Genomic DNA, 20932 nt, shown 5'->3' with positions numbered 1-20932 from the left:
TATTTTGCAGCTTAATCAAGTTTATACTATTTTTTCTTAGGGTAATTCCGGAAGTTGTGTTCATACTTATATTTCAAACCTCTTTAGAAGTAGGGGATACTGCTTTACTCTTAGCTTATTTTTGGTTTACTTGATTATGACTACATAAATATTTTGTAGAAATTTTTAAAACAGTTGATACAAAATACTATTATCTCTCAATTAAAATGGGAAATAGTAAATTTAATTCTTTTTTCAGAGAAATTTATCCTCGCATTAATAATAAAATCATTGGATTATTACTTTATTCATTTGAATCGAATATCAGATGAGCATCTTTACTTTCGAATTTTGGTTTAGTTGGTATTGGAATCTTAACCGATTATGCTACAAAAAATGGAGGAAGTAATATTGATCAATTAGGAATACCTTTATTAATTTTAATTTCTTTTATTTTATTTTTAGAATTAATTGATTTTTTATTTAAAAATTATGTCTTAAAGCATGTTCCATTTAAAAAACTATCAAAAAACAAAATAACAAAATTTTTTCAAATTAATTGACAAAAATTACTAAAAAGCACACTTTTAATTTTTTTAATAATCTATAGTATTTATGTTTTTAGTTCTTTAAGTTACTCAGTTTTTAAAAATAACTCTTTTTATAATTTTGTAAATAATTTTTTTAAACCTTATTTTGGTGTATTTAGTAATGATGCTTCCTCTAATAATCAACCTTTAATAAAACAAGCTTTTCAAATCTGAAAACACACAATATTCTCACTTGTTTTTTTATTTATTTTAGTAATAATTACACTAACTTTCTTAATTGAAAAACAAAACAAAAAAACCACTATCATTTTTGCTAAATTGTGATTAATCATTTTAAGAACCTTTCCTTCGATTATTGTGTTTTTTGTTTTTAGTCCTATTTTTAATTCGAAAGTTACGCTAATTTTAGTTATTCTAGCTTTTCATAATTCTGGTTCAATATTAAAACAATTATCAGATTCAGTAAATAAAATAGATCATTCTAAATTTAAAAATTTAAAATTAATTGGATGAAGCAAGTTTAAAATTTATAACATTATATCTTACCTTATTTAAAAAGAGATTTAATTACTTTATTTACAATTTATGCAGAAATCATGTTTAGAAGTGTTGTTTTGTATAGTTCTCTCTCAACTGATGATTTTTACCTTGGTGGACGATTATTTATTTATTTAGGTGAACGAACAACAAACTATAATAAAGCTTTTGCTTATATGTGATTAATTATGTTTAATATTTTTATACTAAACATAATTTCTAATATAATTCTTAATTTTGATAAACTTAAATATAATATATCATCAATTAATCGTTTTATAATTAATAAGCAATATAAAAATATTAGAATATTAAAATTTATAAATTCAATAAAAAGATCATAATTAAATTATGATCTTTTTATATCTAAAATAATTTCATTTGATCAGTGTCGTCTAATGTATTTAAAACACCCAAATTATTAAGAGTGTCAAGAAGAGTTTTGTTAATTGAAGTTCGTTTTGCAAAATCCTCTTTAGAGATAAATTCTCGCTCGTTACGGGCTTGAATTATTTTCTTAGCCACAGATTCTCCAAGCCCTTTAACAGCTGAAAAAGGAGGAATTAGTGCTTTGTTATTTTTGTCAATTACTCATTCTTTTTCAAGTGATTTTTCAAGGTTTATATTATTAATTGAAAAACCACGAGCGTACAATTCACGGACTGATTCAAGGGTCGTTAATAATGCGTCATCTAGAACAGTTTTCTTAGGTAATTTGTTAATTTCGTTAATTTTCTTATTAGTTCTCAGAGCTCCATGATCATTAACAATAGTTTCAATATCAAATTCTTCAACTCTAATAGTTAAAAAAGTAGCGTAATATTCAAGTGGATAATAAAGTTTAAATCATGCAATTCTTCAAGCCATTAGTACATAAGCGGCCGCGTGAGCTTTAGGGAACATATATTTAATTTTTTGCATACTATCAATATATCAAGAAGGGATATTTTGTCCTTCAAGTTTAGATGCTTCTTCATCTGTAAGTCCTTTTCCTTTACGGACTTTTTCCATAATTTTAAACGATTCAAGAGCGTCAACACCTTTACCTTTTAAGTAGTATAAAATATCATCCCTACAACAAATCACATCTCTTAAGGTGAAACTATTATTTTTAATTAATGTTTGAGCATTATTTGCTCAAACATCTGTACCGTGTGAAAGACCTGAAATTGAAATTAGATCAGCAAAACTTGTTGGTTTAGCTTCTTTAAGCATTTTACGAACAAAAGAGGTTCCAAATTCAGGTAAACCAATTGCTCCGGTTTGTTCACCTCCAATTTGCGAAGGATCAATATTTAATTCCTTGGTGGAAGTAAATAATGACATCACTCGCGGATCTTTTTTAGGAATATCTCTTTGAAAATTAATATTAGTAATTCTTTGAAGCATTAAGATAGCAGTCGGATCACGGTGTCCTAAAATATCAAGCTTTAGGACATTATCATGAATCGCGTGAAAATCAAAGTGAGTTGTTTTTCAATCAATACTAATATCATCAGCGGGATAATTAGTTGGTGTAAAATCTTCCACTTGAAATTCTTTTGGAATAATAATAATTCCACCAGGGTGTTGCCCAGTTGTTCTTTTTACACCGATAATTTTAGAAGATAAAAAGTCAATAAAATTTCGTGAGTAGCCAAAGTTATATTCTTCTTCAATTTTTTTAATATAACCAAAGGCAGTTTTTTCTTTAATAGTAGAAATAGTACCGGCCCTAAGCGTATTTTCTTCTCCGAAAATACGCTTAACTTCATTATGGATTTCGGATTGATAATCACCAGAAAAGTTTAAATCAATATCAGGAACTTTGTCAGCGTTGAAACCTAAAAAGGTTTCAAACGGAATCGAATGACCATCTTTATCCATTATTATGTTACATTTTGGACATTTTTTATCATCTAGATCATAACCAGAAGTAATTTCAGAATTTTCAAAGACTTCAAAATGTTTGCATTTTGGACAAATATAGTGTGGTGGCAGTGGGTTTACTTCGGTAATTCCGGCCATTGTGGCCACAAGCGAAGAACCAACACTTCCCCTACTTCCAGCAATTGAGCCCATATCTTCACATTTTTTAATTAAACGATTTGAAATTCAATAAATAACATCATAACCATATTTAATAATTGGTTGAATTTCTTTTTCAAGACGCTCTTCGATAATTGGAGGTAAATTTTCCCCATATTTTTCTCGAGCAGTTTTATAAACTAAATCATAAAGTTTTTGATGAGAATTGTCAAATTTAGGCGTATACAAATCTTTTTTAATGACTTGAATATCGTTTGCAACCATTTTTTCAATTTTATGAGTGTTATTAATTACAACATCTTTAATCATTTGTAAATCGCCTAAAAAAGCAAATTGATCCAACATTTCTCTAGTTGTTAAAAAATGAAGTTTTGGAATAACTAAATTTCCAACTTGTGCTTTAGATTTATTGAATAAAAAGTGTGGAGTGCCACCAATACCCATTGAATAAACTAAAGATTTATAAAAAATTTGATCTTGATCTTTTTCGTATCGAGCATCTGAGATAGCAATAACTATTTTTCCTAGTTTTGTCGCATCTTGAATTAATTTTTTAAGAGCAACTTGAATTTGTTGTAAAGTTAAGTCATTTTCACCAACATTATTTAAGAAGGCACTTGGATGTGGGACTTCAATATAGTCAAATAATTTTAATAATTTTTGTTGTTGATATTGGCTACCAAATAAATAAGCGTCTATTAAACCGCTTCGGATTCCACCTGAGCCAAACAGTAAGTTAGGAGACTTAACTAAATCATCATAAAACAATTTAGCACGGCCAAAATAACGCTTGGTTAAAGCTAAAGTGACAAATTGAAACAATTCTTTTAAACCTTGTTGGTTTAAAACTAAAACACTCATTTCATCGGCACGAACATTTGAATAATAACCATCAGTTATTAATGAAGATAAATCATTACAAGTATAAATATTAGATTTTTTTAATTCTTCAATAGCAGCCATTCAAACGTTGGCAAGAACTCGAGCATCATAATCAGCACGGTGCGCTTCATCCTCTTTGTAATCAATTGATAAATAAGAACAAAAAGCACCAAGAGTGTGTCTTCTTTTTCAAGGGAATAAAAGCCGAGAGATCGCTAAAGCGTCCATGAATGTGGTATTTGGAATTGGGATATTATATTCAGAAAATTTTTGATAAATAAATCCCATATCAAAATTACAGTTGTGAGCAATGGCGTAGCGATTGTTTAAAATATTATAGATTTTATTTAGCCCATCAATTTGTTCAAGCCCTTGTTCTTGAAGCATTTGATTGGTAATTGAAGTTAAATTAGTGGTAAAAGAAGAAATTGAAGTATTTGGTTTGAGAAAGAATTGAAATTCTTCAATAATTCTTTTGTTTTTGATAATGACCCCACCAAATTCAATTATTTCACCAAAACTAGCTGAAAGATTGGTTGTTTCAAGGTCAAATGCAACATACTCAATATCATCTAAATTAAAATTTTCAAAGGAATTTAAAAAGACTTTATTATTCTTGTCGATTATATTAAATGAAGCACCATAAATTGGTTTGATTTTAGCTGATTTTGTAGCTTGATAAAATTCAGGAAAAGCTTGAACTCCATTTAAGTCACAAATAGCTACAGCTTTATGACCTAATTTTTGTGCAAATTCAACAAGTTGAGTTGGACTCATTATTCCGTCCATTGTGTTCATTTTAGTTTTGGCGTTTAACTCAATTCGCTTAATTGGTTCATTATCTACAGGGTCCATTAAAGGAGATTCGGTTTTAATAATTTTATTAGCCTTGATAATTTTTTGTGATTTATCAAAACTTTCTCCTAAAGAACCATAAACTTCAATTCAATCATTAATTGAAAAAATTCCATCATCTGATAATTTTTCTTTTTGAAAGTATGATACTTCAATAGCATCTTTTAAATCAGAAATTCAGTATTTATATATAATGAAATTTTTACGATCAATAAAATCAGTTTTATAAACTTGACCTTTAATTGCTACATTAAATTGTTGTGGAATTTCAATAATTGAATGAATATCTTTTATGTTCATTAGTTGATAATTAGCTTTATTTGAATTGAATTTGTTTTTTTTAGCGTTATAAACGCTTTTACCAAAAACACTGTTTACTTGTTCATTGATTTGCAGTAGTTTTTGCTCTTGTTCAAGAATAAAATTTTCAGATGCAAATAGTTTTGGAAGCTCAATTTTTACTATTTCAATTTCAAAATCTACCTTATTTAAGTTGATTTTGGCAAATTGATCTTTTAAATAAAAAATAATTTCATTTAAAAGTTCTTCATATGCAGTTTCGATTTGCATAAAGACTCATTTACGTTTTTCATGATTAATTTGCAAAAACGAAGAATTTTGATGAGCTTTAACAATTTCTTCAAATTTTGGTTCTAGCGAGAGAAAATATAAAGCATAATCTTTAATTTTTGGGTCTTCTGGGTAATAATTATCAATTAAAAAATCAACGTGAAGTTTTAAATCTTTAAAATTATCGATTTTATGTTTAAGTAAAATAAAATCAGAAAACGAAGGAATATTCTTAAAACAAATTGTTAAAAATGCATTTTTCTTATCATCACTAAATTCGATTTGATTATTTAAAATATAAGCATCTTGAATTGATTCTAATTCTCCTAAATTTGAATATTTAGCAAAATTATTAAAAGAAATATCTTTGTAAAAATCCTTAGTTTTCATTTATACTCCTTGTGTTTGATTATTTAAAAATAATGGTTAATAGTGAGAATAGCACAAAGACAAAAATAATACTGTCTAAGCGATCTAATAATCCTCCATGTCCCTTTAATATATTAGAAAAATCTTTTATTTCATTTCAACGCTTAATACTTGAAAATGATAAATCACCAATTGTTGCAATAATTGGAAGAGCAATTGTGAATAAAATTAATGATGCTTTTGCAATAGATATTCAATTCTCACTATTTTGAGGGAAAGTAAATAAAATATCAAAGTAATTTCTACCACTAATTTGAGATATTTGATCGGTAAAATTAAGTAGAACAACAAGTGTTATTATAACTAAAAACGAAAAGATTCATCCGCCGATAAAACCTTCTCACGTTTTTTGAGGACTGATATTTGGGGCTAAACGATTTTTAAAAAATTTATTTCCAAATTTTCTTCCAAAAACAAAACCGCCAATATCAGCGGCACTAGAACCGGCGATTAAAATAATAATGTATGATAGTCCAGAATGCGTTTTCATTAAAAAAACAAAAATCTTTAAAAACATAGCTATCAAAAAACTAAAAATTAAATAAACAAGTGCCCGAATAATTAGATTTTGATAATTAATATTTTCAACTGTTATAAGACGAATTATCACAAAAATCAATGCATTAGAAATAATTAGGACATAAAAAATTCATTCAGAATAAACAAAATTAAGTATTAGTGAAACATCTCTTTTTTCATTATCGATTAAATAGTTTGAACCTAAAAATAACGGTACCAATTGAAAAATGCTTAAAATAAGTGAACTATTTTTATTTTTTGTAAATGAATCACTTAATTCATAAAAAGCCCAAAACCCAATTAAAGCATATAAAAGTAAGGCAATAATTCTAAGAATTATTTTAGCTATATCAGAAGAATTACCCCAATTAAACTGAGTAAAAGTATAAAAAGAGAGTCTAAAAATAACAAAAAATAAAAGCAAAAAAATAAACAAAAACAAAGAGGGCATAACTCTTTGATAAAATAAAGAATTTTTTGCTTTATTATCTAAATTCATAATATTAGTTTAATTATATTAAAAAATTATTTTGCAAACTCGTTGTTTTTCTTTTTGTTTTCATATTCTTGAACACTTTGTTCAACCAATTGATAAAAAGGTTTATCATCAAAAGGCATAGTTTCTTGATTATTTAATCATAAAATAATTAAATAATAAATCAGAATTTTGTGTTGGTACAAATATTCTTCTCAATATGATTCATAGCGGTCTAAAAAGACTTTTTCCTGATGCTTATTAAGGTTATTACTGGTAATAAAATAAGCTAAATCAAAATGTTTATCACCCATACTTGCGTATTCTCAATCAACAATCCAAAGCTTTTGATTTTTATCCATTAAAATATTAGTTTTAAATAAGTCATTGTGCAAAGGACGGTTATTTTCCATTTTAGATAAAATTAAGTTAATTCGTTTATAATATTTATTTAAAATTTCAATTTGAATATTTTTATCCTTAAGGACTTTTCGATATTGTTTAACACGAGCTGCGTGATTAGTTTTTGGAAATGGTAATTTTGAATTATGAATTGTTTTTAAATAATCGGCAATTTGAATTAAAACTTGATCAGTAAGTTCAAAATCAATATTTTCAATAAACTCAAATTTTAATCATTGTTTTGAGTTTTCAAATAATTTAGGAACAAAATCTAACGAACTTAAAATTGAATAATCAATTTTGTGATTAAATTGATTGGGTATTTTCTTTTGGACAAAAAATTTTTCATCCTTGTAGGATTCGTTAGTAAAACCAAGCTTAATTTTTTTCATAAAAATCCTTTATTTTCCACATTTTTGCGGAAATAATTGTCATATTTAGTATTGAACATCTATTATATTGTATAATTATCAGAACTAATAAATATTTAAAAAATTAAATATTCGAAAGGATTAAAATATATGAGAATTTTAGTTGTCGGAGCTAACCACGCAGGAACATCGTTTTTAAGAACTTTACAAACAATTAATCCTCAAGACAATGTTGTGGTTTACGACCGAAACACTAACACATCATTTTTAGGATGTGGAATTGCTTTATGGGTTGGGGGAGAATTTGAATCACCTGAAGGATTATTCTATTCATCTCCAAAAATCCTTAGAGAAGAATACAATGTTGATTTAAAAACAGAACATGAAGTGATAAAAATTGACAGAGCTAAAAAAGAAGTTGTAGTTAAAGATGTAGCAACAGGAAAAGAATTTACTGATACATACGACAAATTAGTTTTTGCTGGAGGAACTTGACCAATTGAACCTCCTTTTAAAGGAAAAGAATACAAAAACATTATGCTTTCAAAACTTTTCCAACATGCTCAAAAAATTCATGAAGCTGCTGATGATAAAAAAGTTAAAGACGTTGTTATTGTCGGAGCCGGATACATTGGGGTTGAATTAGTAGAAGCATTCCACTTAAAAGGTAAAAATGTTACTTTAATTGACTTACAAGAAAGAGTAATTCCTAACTACTTTGATCCTGAATTTACAGACGTAATGGAAAAACGTATGAAAGATGCAGGAGTTAAATTACAACTTGGTGAATCAGTTGTTGAATTTAAATCAAAAGATGGAGTACATGTATCTTCAGTTGTAACTAACAAAGGTGAATATAAAGCTGATTTAGTAATTTTATCAATTGGATTTAAACCAAGAACAGAAGCTCTTAGTGATGTTGAAAAATTACCAAACGGCGCAATAGTTGTAGATGAATATCAACGTTCAGTTTCAGATAAAGATATTTATGTAATTGGTGATTCAGCATCAATGATGAACAAAGTAACAGGAAAAAACTGCCACATAGCTCTTGCTACTAATGCTGTTAAAACAGGATTAATTGCGGCAATGAACATTGCTGGAATTAATGTTCCTTTCCCTGGTGTAGTTGGAACTAATGCAATTAACGTGTTTGATTGCCACTATGCTTCAACTGGTATGACTAAAGCTTCAGCAGAAAGATTTGGGCTTACAAATGTAGCTGAAGAATATTTTATTGACAATGATCGTCCAGAATTCATGAAAGAACATGATAAAGTTGCAATTAAACTTACATATGATAAAACCAACTACAAATTAATCGGTGTTCAAATTGGTTCATGAGGAAAATTCTATCATACAGAAGTAATCTTTATGTTTGCACTAGCCATTCAGAAAGGACTTACACTTCCTGAAATTGCTTTAACAGATGTTTACTTCTTACCACACTTCAATAAACCATTTAACTTCTTCTTAGTAGCAATGCTTAATGCTCTTGGAATTAAATATAAAAAATAAAATACAAAACAAAAGAAAGGACAAAAATCAGTTTTGTCCTTTTTGCAAAACTTTTAATTATAATTATTATCACTATGAGATTAAGACATAATAAAAATGCAGCCGGTGAATTAGCGCAATCTCGTTATTTTTTAAATCAATTTCCGATTCAATTAAATGATCAAAGCGTATTAGAAATTGGAGCTGGGAAAGGCGAAATGATTACTCAAATGGCTTTGAATAATCCGAATAAAACTTTTTATGCTCTTGAAAAATATCCAACTGTAGCTCATAAAATCTTAAAAAAAATTAACCAGCTTGAATTAAATAATTTATTCATTATAACAAAGGATGCTGTTCAGATACCAGAATTATTTAATGGCAAAATAAATGAATTATGATTAACTTTTTGTGATCCATGACCCAAAAATGCCCACGAAAAAAGAAGGTTAACATATAAAAACTTTTTAGCTTTATATGAAACGATTCTCTCAAGAAATGGAAAGCTTAAATTTAAAACCGACAATGATAAATTGTTTGAATATTCGGTTGAATCGTTTAAGCAGAATAATTGAGAAATTCTCGGATTAACAAACAATTTGCATCAAAGCAAATTTAATAAAGACAATTATCCTACCGGATATGAGATTAAATGGTCAAGCAAAGGGAAAAATATTAATTATCTTGAGGCAAGAAAAATCTAGCTTGTAGAGCTAGATTTTTTAATAAATACCTAATTGAACAATTCAAAAGACCGGTAAATAATGCGAACCATAATAAGTGTTAAATCCAATTAATAATCCCAGAGCAATAATAAATAAGGTTACCACTAAATCTCTTCATGAAAGATTTAATTGACGATATTTAGTTCTTTTTGAATATGGCTCATAACCACGAGTTTGCATGGCATCACTTAAATCATCAGCTTTTGCAAAACTCGAGACAAAGAGTGGAATAATTAAGGTTGAAAAAGCCACGGCTTTATCTTTTAATTTACCATTTTTAAAATCAATCCCTCTTGAGCTTTGAGCCTTCATAATACGTTGTGATTCATCTAAAAGCGTTGGAATAAAACGTAAGGCAATTGAAATAATCATAGCAATAATTTGAGTTGGAATAAACAAGAGTTTAAGCGGGAACATTAAATCTTCAATTGCTTTAGTCAGTAGAATTGGTCGAGTTGTATTAGTTAATAAAGTAGTTGACAAAATCATGGTAAAAACTCTTAAAAAGAGAGCAATACTACGGTTTAAAGCTAACATACTAATAACTAAATTTTGATCATGTTTGCCATCCATTGGAAAATCTGGATATGTTAAATATCACGGGAATGGCTTTTCGTTTGTAAAAGCTTTTGATACATCTCCATATTTAATAGTCAATAAATTAATTAAAAAGATAACAATAGCCATAATAATAGGGAATTTAGCCATTTTAATTACTGATTTAACTTTTTTAACAACAATTAAATAAACGGTTAAAAGTGGAATTAATAAAATCAAACTATCAATGTAATTTTTTGCCATAAAAGCAAAAACAACATAAAAAACAACAATAATAATTTTTAAGCGTGGATCAATATTGTAAAAGAAACCTTTTCGAGGAATATATCTTCCAAAAACACTTTTCATTATTTTCCTCCTTGAGAATTAATTCATTGAGCTAATTCTTCTACCGAACAAACAGGAGGCACCTTAAGTCCGCGGTTTCGTAATTTGTGGACAAAATCAAGCAAACGCGGAGGTTGAAGGTTATTTTGTTGTAAAAATTCAATATCATTGAGAATTTCGTAAGGAGTTCCATCTTTACAGATTAATCCATCTTTAAAAACTATTGCTCTTTTAGCACGTTCTAAAACATGATCTAAATCGTGAGTAACATTAACAACAGTGGTTCCTTGTTGGTTTAATTTAGTGAGAATATCCAAAATTTCCACTACTCCTACAGGATCAAGACCGGCAGTGGGTTCATCCACTACCAGAACTTGTGGCTCAAGAGCTAAAATACCAGCAAGAGCAACTCGGCGTTTTTGACCACCAGATAAATCAAAGGGACTTCGCTTTAAATAATCTTCACTTAATCCAACAAGTTTAATATAAGTTTTAGCCTTTTCTTTTGCTAATTCTTTATTCATTCCAAAAGCCACCGGAGCAAAAATAATATCTTCTAAAACAGTTTGTTTAAATAATTGGTATTCAGCAAATTGAAACACAACTCCGATTTTGTTTCTAATTAATTTAGACGCCTTAAATTTAAACGATTTTTTTAATTTTTTAGTTTTTGGATATAAAAAACTGAAAAAACGTTTTTTATAAATAGGTAATTTAAGCAGTATTTCCTTATTGGCGTTTGGTTCGTGCTCAAAAATCCAAGAAACTTCACCTTCAGTAGGATTTAATAAAGCGTTTAAATGTTGAATAAAAGTAGTTTTTCCGCTTCCTGTTTGTCCGATAACACCAATATATTCACCTTGATTAATAGTAATCGATACACCATTTAGAGCTTTAAATTCTCAAGGAGTATTTTTTGAAAAAATATGTTCGACATTATTTAATTTTATTTGCATATTTTGTTTAATAACTCCTCTTCGTTGTATGTGGGTTCGATCCCTTTAATCAATGAGCTTAGTTTATAAACAAAAGGAGAATCAATTTTAGCAATATCAATGATTTTTTTGTTATTTAAAATATCAATTGGTCTTCCAGCAGCCACTAATTTTCCGCTTGAAAAAACTAAACATTTGTCAGCTAAAATAGCTTCATCCATATCGTGAGTAATTGAAATTAAGGTTTTATCTTTTCGCGCTCGAATTCCTTGAATAATTTCAATTACTTTATTTTTTCCTCTTGGATCAAGCATTGAAGTGATTTCGTCAAAAATAATTACTTCAGGATCAAGGGCAAGGACTGATGCAATGGCAACGCGTTGTTTTTGTCCTCCTGAAAGATTTTCAGGCTCACGCTCTAAATAATCCAGCATATCAACTTTTTCTGCATATTTTCGTACTGTTTCAATCATTTCTGGTCGTGACATAAGTTTGTTTTCTAAACCAAAAGCAATATCATCTTCGACCGAAGAACCGATAAATTGGTTTTCTGGATTTTGAAAAACAATGCCAATTTTTTTTCTAACATCGATTAAAGTTTCGCGTGAATAAACAATATCATCAATAATCACTTGCCCAGAAGTTGGTTTGATTAGAGCTGAAAGGATTTTTGAAATAGTGCTTTTTCCTGAACCATTATGTCCTAAAATAGCTACATATTCACCTTTTTTGATTTCAAATGAGACATTTGACAAGGCTGGAACAATGTCATTAGCTCGATATTTAAAAGTAACATTTTCGACCTTAATCATAATACTAATTTTACCATAATACAAAATATACTTTTTACAACAAAGGCTTAAAAAGTGTAAAAAAGAACAAAATTAAGTTATTGAAGAAACTAAATTTTTAATCGGTTTGTATTTAATTCGGTGTTGTGGAGTAATTCCGTTTTTTACAATTGCAAGTTTATGTTCTTTAGTCCCATAACCCTTATGATTTACAAATCCATATCCAGGATATTGTTGATCAAGTTTGATCATTAAATTATCACGATAAACCTTAGCAATAATGCTAGCTGCAGCTACATTATAAGAAATTTGATCACCTTTAATTAAGTTGATTTGCTCTAAATCAATATAGATTTTTTCAAAATCAGTAATTACAATTTCAGGCGTGAGTTTCATTTGCTGAACGCAATTACTCATTGCGACTTTTGATTCTTCTTTAGGATTAGAAAGATTAATATCTTCAACTGAACGAATTGAGATCTGAACTTCGAGTGCGTTGTTTAAAATTTGATCAAAAAGAGCTTGTCTTTTGTGAGAATTTAATTTTTTTGAATCGTTTATTTCTTCAATTTTAGCACCATAAGGCATAATCACACACGCTGCTACTAGCGGGCCAGCTCATGATCCACGTCCAGCCTCATCGCAACCAGCAATGATCTTTTTATTAGGTAAAAATTCTCTTTCATAATTGAGCATATAAAAAATTATAAATAAAAGAGACAATAGCATTTAAAATATTAAGCTTTTAAATATAATTAATCTATGGTGGATAAAGTAAAAGCTTATTGTAAAAAATGTGATCAATATTTTGAGTTTTATTTTGGATTAGCTCGAGAGTTAGAAAAAATTACTTGATTTTTAAATAGTATTATCAAAACCCAAAAAAATTTATTAGATTTGAATGTTTTTATAAAAACCTTTCAAGAGGAAGTTAGTGTTTCTAACAAATTTTTTGGGACAAATACAGATTTAGTTAAAGAACATCAAGAAATTATAGATTTTTTCAGTGATGAAGAAAAAAGATTACTTAAAGTTCATCCATTAATTAGTTTTGATTTAAGTGTGTATCCAGTTGTCTTTGAAGCACAACTTGAACAAGAAAAAAGAAATGTCTTTCATTTGGCAATGTTAGGGATGCATTTTATCGGAAAGAAACAATATTATCGAACATACCCTGGAGTTTTATATATTCAATTTAATCAAGAACAAAATATGTTTACTTGTCCAAATCATTTAGAATTAATCGCTGAGAGGGTTAATGAATAATTTAGTTACACAACATTTAGTTTTAGTTAATAAAATATTAAAAGTTAAGCAAGTTAGTGAAATAAATTCACTAACTTTTGAATATGAAGGTTTTCATAATTACACATATTCTGCAATAATAAATGATTTAAAGTATCAAGTTCGAATTAAAAAAGACTTTTTAAAAGAACCAAAAAAAGCTGAAGCATTATATTATTTACAAGATTTAAAAACCTTATATTATGATGATAATTTATTAATTCGTGAGTGATTTGAGGGTCAAACTTTAGAAAAAATTAAGCTGACTCAAGAAATTCAAATTGCTGTTTTAGAACAGCTAAAAAAATTTTCAAAACTTAAAATTCAAGCACAAGAGTTTGATTGATTTGAGAATGAAATTAATTCACCAGAATATAGCAAAACCATTGCTAAATTTAAAGATCAACCAAAAGTATTGCATCATGGAGATTTAGTATTAAAAAATATTTTAATTAATGATCAAAATCAAGTGAGATTCATTGATTTAGAATGAATCAGATCAAACTTTTTTGGTTATGATGCAGTGGCTCTCTATAAAGAAGGATTTGATTTAAAATTAATTTTAAAACATCTTGAAATTACTACTGAGCAATTTAAAGATTTATTGTTTATTAGTAACGTTTTTAATCAATATACTTATAAAAGAGATTATATTGATAAAATCAAACAAGAAGTGAAGAAAATTAAACCAATCGAATCTTCATCAAAAAGTTCATACTTGTTAAATGATCGAGTAGTTCAGTTTAAAAATAATCACCAACCTTTATTAATCAAAAATCTAGGAGAACATGATTTTATTCCATTTATCGCTTATGAAGATGAACAAATTATTTTAAGAAAATGAATTCATGAGGAAAAATTTCATTACTGCAAAGGAACTCTAAGACGTTTAGCTACAAAAATCAAGAAGTTTCATCAATTACCGAATCAATATTCATATACGATTAATCAATTTATCTTTAACCTTTATCAAAAGTTTAAAGATAATGAATGAGTTAAACAAATTAAACCTGAAATAATTGAAAAAATCTTTAAGATTTTAAACAATCCTAAAGATTTAGTCTTATCTCATAATGATTTACACCAAGGTAATATTGTGTTGAGTATAAATGACGGAAAATTTAAATTTATTGATTTAGTGAATATTTCACTTAATAGTAAATATTTCGATCTTGCTTATCTAAGCACTAATTTAGATTTAAACGAAGATAAAGAGTTGCATTTACTTAAGTGCTATGATAAAAATACTTCAAAAGAAGAATTTTATAAATATAAATGTATTGTTAACTTTTATGGGCTTTTGTGAAGTTTAGACTTACAAGACAATTTTTCTTTTGATTTAAATGTAAAAAATATTCAAAAATATCAAGATTATTTATAAAAATACCTTTTTATTTATGATTGATTTTTAAGGAGAAATATGAGTTAAAATATAATTAATAAAGTCATGAATGATTTAGCTAACATAAAAAAGGATCTTAATTATTATTTATATATAACATTAATAATCCTTACTGTTTTTTGAGTAATAGTCACTATTATGTTATTTAGTTTAAAAATTCTCAATATTCTAAAAATTGAAAATAAATGATTAATATGATTTTTATTATTAGACATTATTTTTGCAATTTCATTAATTGTTTCTTGAATATTTATGAATAATCATCTTCACAATGTAGTCTAAAAATATAGATAATTTAATAGATTAGGGCATTAAATGATAGATATTTTTTAGGTTAGTAAACAAAACTAAAATACATAATTACGCCCAATTTAAAAATACGCGTTTGTTATTCCTTTTCTAAAATATATTGTAATTGAAAAATCAACTCTTGTTTTTATTAAAATATTTTAATATAACTAATATATTCATTTTTAGCGAAAAAAAGTTTAATTACATTTATAATCAAGATACCATTTCTTATAAAAATTATATTTTAAAACTAAGGCAACAATATTTGCCTTAGTTTTTTTGTTGTTTATTAATTATGATAAATATTAATTTCTATGTGTCTCTAAAAAACTGCGTTATACTCTAATCAATAAAACAAAAGAAAGGAGGTGCTATCATAGAAAAGATAAACATGATAATTAATCTTATTATAAGAATATTATTTATATTTATTCTTATAATCGAAATCATTTTTGCTTTTCGATTTTTGTTTTTACAATTTCGAATTCTATTATCTAATTCGAAAAATATCAAAAACAAAAACATTGAAAATGCAAAAAAATATCAAATAATATTATTTGCATTTCAGGTGTTTTTTTCGCACTTGAAAGATTAATAACTTTATTTGATAAACTTTAATTTCAGTTCTTAATTATATTTTTAGAATAATTAAAAACTTTATAAAAAGAACCTTAAAGTTATTCTATCACAAACTAATTTTTTCTATATTTTTACAAATAAAAAAATTGTATAATTAAAAAAATTTAAGAATAAGAAGGAGTTCTTTACCTGTGCAAATGAAGCAGATTTTATCTTCAGAAAATGAAAATTGAGTTGTGATTGATGAATTTAAATCTGAAAAGACTCAAGAAAAAGAATATCAATCTGAAGAACAGCTTGAAAATAAATTTATTTCTGATTTAATGTCAATTGGATACGAATATGTTGATATTAAAAACGAAAAAGAGCTAAAAGCAAATCTAAGAAAGCAAATCTAAGAAAGCAAATCTAAGAAAGCAAATCTAAGAAAGCAAATCTCCAAACTAAATAATTTTACCTTTAGTGATAGAGAATGAGAAGAGTTTTATAAAGATGTTATTTCAAAAGAAAACGAAAACATTTACGATAAAACTGAAAAGATTCAAAGAATTAGAACTTTTAGTGCAAAATTATATGATCGCGAAGAAAAGTTTAAAAATATCAAATTAATTGATGATGTTGATATTTTTAATAATACTTTACAAGTTATTAATCAGTACGAAACTAATTCGCAAAAGAAAAATAGATATGATGTTACCATTCTTGTAAATGGACTTCCACTTATTCAAATTGAACTGAAACGTCGAAGTGTTTCGATTGAAGAAGCATTTAACCAAATAGAAAGATATCAAGAACAATCTTTTGCCAGTGGTGATGGATTGTTTCAGTATATCCAATTATTTGTTATAAGTAATGGGACATTTACTAAATACTACTCTAATACAACCAGATTTTTATCCCTTAAAGAGAAAAACAAGAACGAAAAACTTCAAGCCGGATTAATTAAAACTAGCAATTCATTTGAGTTTGTAATTACATGAGCAGATGCACAAAATCATCCAATTCGAGATTTGGATGATTTTGTCTTTTTATTTTTTCGAAAAAGAACTATTTTATCAATTTTAACTAAATATTGTGTTTTAACAGAAGATAAAAAACTCCTTGTCATGCGTCCATATCAAATTGCAGCATGTGAAAAAATTCTTCAACAAACAAATGTTGCCTTAAATAATAAAAGTTTAATCGGAACAAACCAAGCTGGTGGGTATATTTGACATTCAACCGGTTCAGGTAAAACTCTAACCTCTTTTAAAGTTGCTCAAATACTTTCTAATAATGAAAATATCAAAAAAGTGTTGTTTGTAGTAGATCGAAGAGATTTAGATTATCAAACAGTAAAAGAGTTTGAAAAATACCAAAAAGGTTCAGTAAGTAGTACAGCAAGTACTAGAATCCTTGAAGAAAAATTAAATTCAAACTCTGGCTTATCAGATCAAAAAATTATAGTTACTACTATTCAAAAGCTAAATCGTTATATCAAAAATAACAAATCAAAAAGAATGCTAAAAGATAATTCATCAGCAACAGTGTTTATCTTTGATGAGTGCCATAGATCGCAATTTGGTGAAACGCATTTTAATATTAAAAATCACTTTAGAAATCATATTTTCTTTGGGTTTACAGGAACTCCAATTTTTGAAAAGAACACTAAAGAAGCAAAAGGACACAGCACAACTAAAGATATTTTTGGTAAAAAACTCCATACATACACAATTGCAGATGGTATTCGTGATGGGAATGTTCTTAAATTCAATGTTCAATACAATACAGTAGCTAAAAAAATAAATCAAACATATAAAGTTTTAGACGACAAAAATCAATATAAAGATCCGAATAGAATTAGAGAAATTGTTAAGTATACGCTGGAAAATTATAATGATAAAACTTTGAGAAACACGCATGATTTAGTTAAAAGTGGATTTAATTCTATTTTTGCATGTCAATCAACTGAAATGGCCGGTTTATATTATCGTGAATTCAAAAAACAAATTACCGAAAACAAAATGGATTTAAAAATTGCCACAATTTTTACCAATTTTGAAAACACGTATAAATCAGAAAATATTCTCGACTTTGATTTAAGCGAAGGATTCGAGTCAAGTAAATTAGTTAAAGAAGAGAAAAATGTTCTTGAAGAAGCGATGAACGATTACAACAAAATGTTTGATAGTGATTATTCACTAACTAGTGAAGGATTTGAAAATTATTATAACGGTGTTTCGGATAAAGTTAAAAAACGTGAGATTGACATGCTGATTGTATGTAATATGTTTTTAACTGGATTTGATGCTGTAACGCTCAACACATTATGAGTTGATAAAAATCTTGAATATCATAACCTCATTCAAGCTTTTTCAAGAACTAATCGAATTTATAATTCTCTAAAAGTGGCTGGAAACATTATTACTTTTAGAGATCTAGAAGAAAAAACCAAAGAAGCCTTAGCTCTTTTTGGGGCCCAAAATCCTTCAGAAATGTGCTTGTTAAGAAGTTTTCCAAGATACTTTGAAGGTCCTTATATTAATGCTAGAGGGCAGAAAGTTCTAGGTTATAAAGAATTAGTGAAAAAACTTCAAAAAGATTTCCCGCTTGAAGAACTCGAGTCAAACAATCTAACTCCAGAACAGGAAAAAGAGTTTGTGAAATTATATACCGACTTACAACGAACTGAAACGATTATTAGAACTTTTGACGAATATCGTCAAAAGTGAGAACAAGGTGAAATTTTTACAGGAAGAGACAAACAGAATTATCAAAGCCATTATTTAGAATTACACGAAAAATACAAAAAAGTAAAAAAAGATAATCCTTTTAACCAATCATATGATGGTGTTGAATATGAAATTGAAACAATCAAAAACGCTGATTATGGATGGTATGAAATTCTCAATCTGATTGAAGATTTAATAACCAAAACTAAAGAATTTAATGAAGAATCATTCGAAAAAGTTGCTGCTGATTTTGAAGAATTTCTTAAATCACAATATAAATGAAGAGAGAATACTTCATTAGTACGCAAATTTATTAAAAGAATTTGAAATAAAATTCTAAACAACAACAAGCCAAACGATTTTGTTGAAGAGTGACAAGGTTATATGCAAGATCACATTGAAGCAGTGATTAGTGAAATTATTAAGAACTTACCACTTAAAGACATTCCACAAACAAGAACATATATTCATAAATGTTTAAAAGAAGGAGAAGTTAAATCGTTTGGAACTGAATTTATCAGCTTGATTAAGGGTTCTATTATGGATAAGGGAGAGCAAAGTAAAATTGCTAAAGCTCAAGTGATTGCTGAAAAATTAAATCATTTTGTTAAACAATACAATGGTATTTACTAAAAAAGGAAGAAAAATAATATGGATAATAAAAGAGACATTGAACGAACAGAATTACATAATGCTATTTGAAAAATAGCTGAAGAACTACGCGGAAGTGTAGATGGCTGAGATTTTAAAACATATGTTTTAGGATTTTTATTTTATCGCTATATTTCTGAAAATCTAGTTCATTATATAAATAAAGATGCAAGAGAAAACGGTCTTTTAGATTTTGATTATGAAAAATGTGATGATTCAGAAATTGATGAAGATATTAAAAAAGGAATTATTAAAGGTATCGGATACTTTATTAAACCTTCAGATTTATTTATCAATGTTCAAAAAAGAGCACTAGATGATCCTGATTTAAATATTAATTTACAGAGAATTTTCTCATCAATTGAAAAATCTGCTTCCGGAAACGAAAGTCAAGAAGATTTTGAAGGGTTATTTAATGATTTAGATTTTAATAGTCAGAAATTAGGAAAAGAAGTCAATGATAAAAATAAAACAATCATTAAATTATTAGAAAATATTGGAGCAATTAATCTAGGTAAAACATCGCAAAGCTCTGTAGATATATTTGGAGATGCATACGAATTTCTTTTAAGTATGTATGCTTCAAGTGCCGGAAAATCAGGAGGAGAGTTTTTTACTCCACCTGAAGTATCAACTTTACTTGCTACAATTGCTATTGATAATAAAAAACAAATTAATAAAGTTTATGATCCAACATGTGGATCGGGTTCGTTACTTTTAAAAGCAATTAAACTTCTTGGTGAAAACAAAAACAATATTACTGGTGGATTCTACGGTCAAGAAATTAATATTACTACATTTAACTTGTGTAGAATGAACATGTTTTTACACGATGTTGAGTATGATAAATTCAACATTCGAAATGGTGACACACTACTTAATCCAATGCATTTAGATCAAAAACCATTTGATGTAATTGTGTCTAATCCTCCTTATTCACTTAAATGAGAAGGAAGTGATAATCCAACTTTAATTAATGATTCAAGATTTAAAGATGCTGGAGTTTTAGCTCCTAAATCAAAAGCTGATTTAGCATTTGTGATGCATTCGCTTGATCATTTATCTGAAGATGGGGTTGCTGCTATTGTTTGTTTTCCTGGTGTTTTTTATAGAGCTGGAGCTGAACAAAAGATTAGAAAATACTTAGTTGATACAGTTAATGCTATTGAAGCAATAATTCAAATGCCTGATAATTTATTTTATGGAACTTCAATTGCCACAACAATTTTAGTTTTAAGAAGAAATAAAAAAGATAACAACATCTTATTTATCGATGCAAGTGATATTGTTGAAAAAGCTAAAAAAGGAAACAAACTATCTCAAGCTAATATTGATCAAATTGCTAAATTATATTTTGATCGTAAAGATGTAGAAAACCTTGCAAAAGTTGTGTCTAAAGAAGAAATAGCAAACAATAATTACAATTTATCTGTATCCCAATATCTCCAAAAGAAAACTCAGGAAGAAGTAATTGATATTAAAGAATTAAATGCTCAAATCAAAGAGATTACAGCTAAACAAGATCAGTTAAGAACCCAAATAGACAAAATCATCGAAGAATTAGATAAAGAGTTTGAATAAAA

Annotated in this window: 15 protein-coding genes and 1 pseudogene; 9 read left to right on the top strand and 7 right to left on the bottom strand. The window is 27.3% G+C overall.

The annotated features are described in order from the left end of the window. Positions 1-206 precede the first annotated feature (206 nt). A complete protein-coding gene (locus NPA11_RS03520) occupies positions 207-1085 on the top strand; it encodes a hypothetical protein (protein ID WP_257043550.1) in 879 nt (292 codons plus the stop codon). A gap of 348 nt (positions 1086-1433) precedes the next feature. Here the strand turns inward: NPA11_RS03520 and NPA11_RS03515 are convergent, their stop codons facing one another. Genes NPA11_RS03515 through NPA11_RS03505 form a run of 3 tightly spaced genes read right to left on the bottom strand, consistent with a single transcriptional unit; the run spans position 1434 to position 7619 of the window. After that, positions 1434-5792, bottom strand: a complete 4359-nt coding sequence (locus tag NPA11_RS03515) for a PolC-type DNA polymerase III (RefSeq protein WP_257043549.1) — start codon at positions 5790-5792, stop codon at positions 1434-1436. A 19-nt stretch (positions 5793-5811) separates the two neighbouring features. Next, positions 5812-6849 (bottom strand): phosphatidate cytidylyltransferase, encoded by a 1038-nt coding sequence (locus NPA11_RS03510; protein WP_257043548.1) that lies wholly within the window; start codon positions 6847-6849, stop codon positions 5812-5814. Between the two features lie 26 nt (positions 6850-6875). Continuing rightward, the gene (locus NPA11_RS03505; protein ID WP_257043547.1) at positions 6876-7619 is read right to left on the bottom strand and encodes a phosphotransferase; all 744 of its coding nucleotides are present in this window, start codon (positions 7617-7619) and stop codon (positions 6876-6878) included. 129 nt (positions 7620-7748) lie between these two features. On the opposite strand from NPA11_RS03505, the gene NPA11_RS03500 reads away from it, so the two are divergent. Continuing rightward, positions 7749-9116, top strand: a complete 1368-nt coding sequence (locus tag NPA11_RS03500; RefSeq protein WP_257043546.1) for an FAD-dependent oxidoreductase — start codon at positions 7749-7751, stop codon at positions 9114-9116. 74 nt (positions 9117-9190) lie between these two features. Beyond that, positions 9191-9799, top strand: coding sequence for a tRNA (guanosine(46)-N7)-methyltransferase TrmB (gene trmB, locus NPA11_RS03495; RefSeq protein WP_257043545.1), 609 nt, complete (start codon positions 9191-9193; stop codon positions 9797-9799). A gap of 18 nt (positions 9800-9817) precedes the next feature. Here the strand turns inward: trmB and NPA11_RS03490 are convergent, their stop codons facing one another. The 4 genes from NPA11_RS03490 to NPA11_RS03475 all read right to left on the bottom strand — a co-directional run bounded on the left by NPA11_RS03490 (position 9818) and on the right by NPA11_RS03475 (position 13127). Beyond that, positions 9818-10726, bottom strand: a complete 909-nt coding sequence (locus NPA11_RS03490) for an energy-coupling factor transporter transmembrane protein EcfT (protein WP_257043544.1) — start codon at positions 10724-10726, stop codon at positions 9818-9820. Further along, positions 10726-11661 carry an energy-coupling factor transporter ATPase gene (locus NPA11_RS03485; RefSeq protein ID WP_257043543.1) on the bottom strand — a complete coding sequence of 312 codons (936 nt, stop codon included), beginning with the start codon at positions 11659-11661 and terminating at the stop codon, positions 10726-10728. Before NPA11_RS03485 ends, NPA11_RS03490 begins: the two co-directional genes overlap by 1 nt. After that, positions 11652-12452 carry an energy-coupling factor transporter ATPase gene (locus NPA11_RS03480; RefSeq protein WP_257043542.1) on the bottom strand — a complete coding sequence of 267 codons (801 nt, stop codon included), beginning with the start codon at positions 12450-12452 and terminating at the stop codon, positions 11652-11654. The genes NPA11_RS03485 and NPA11_RS03480 overlap by 10 nt, the downstream gene beginning before the upstream one ends. Before the next feature lie 72 nt (positions 12453-12524). Next, entirely contained in the window at positions 12525-13127 is a 603-nt protein-coding gene (locus NPA11_RS03475) for a ribonuclease HII (protein WP_257043540.1), read from the bottom strand. A gap of 66 nt (positions 13128-13193) precedes the next feature. Between NPA11_RS03475 and NPA11_RS03470 the strand changes: the two genes are divergently transcribed. The 6 genes and pseudogenes from NPA11_RS03470 to NPA11_RS03445 all read left to right on the top strand — a co-directional run bounded on the left by NPA11_RS03470 (position 13194) and on the right by NPA11_RS03445 (position 20930). Continuing rightward, positions 13194-13697, top strand: coding sequence for a hypothetical protein (locus NPA11_RS03470; protein ID WP_257043538.1), 504 nt, complete (start codon positions 13194-13196; stop codon positions 13695-13697). Next, entirely contained in the window at positions 13690-15096 is a 1407-nt protein-coding gene (locus tag NPA11_RS03465; RefSeq protein WP_257043537.1) for a phosphotransferase, read from the top strand. Before NPA11_RS03470 ends, NPA11_RS03465 begins: the two co-directional genes overlap by 8 nt. 1088 nt (positions 15097-16184) lie before the next feature. Then, on the top strand, positions 16185-16385 hold the full coding sequence (locus NPA11_RS03460; protein WP_257043535.1) for a hypothetical protein: 201 nt from the start codon (positions 16185-16187) through the stop codon (positions 16383-16385). Between the two features lie 24 nt (positions 16386-16409). After that, a pseudogene (locus tag NPA11_RS03455) lies at positions 16410-18437 on the top strand (type I restriction endonuclease subunit R); the annotation flags it as partial. 24 nt (positions 18438-18461) lie between these two features. Beyond that, positions 18462-19331 (top strand): hypothetical protein, encoded by an 870-nt coding sequence (locus tag NPA11_RS03450; protein ID WP_257043961.1) that lies wholly within the window; start codon positions 18462-18464, stop codon positions 19329-19331. An 18-nt stretch (positions 19332-19349) separates the two neighbouring features. Further along, positions 19350-20930 (top strand): type I restriction-modification system subunit M, encoded by a 1581-nt coding sequence (locus NPA11_RS03445; RefSeq protein ID WP_257043533.1) that lies wholly within the window; start codon positions 19350-19352, stop codon positions 20928-20930. Positions 20931-20932 lie beyond the last annotated feature (2 nt).

This window comes from Mycoplasma sp. 1578d (assembly GCF_024582695.1).
In the GTDB taxonomy this organism is placed as follows: domain Bacteria; phylum Bacillota_I; class Bacilli_A; order Mycoplasmatales; family Metamycoplasmataceae; genus Mycoplasmopsis.
The sequence above is the reverse complement of the archived record's forward strand: the minus strand, read 5'-3'. Positions and strand labels throughout refer to the sequence as shown.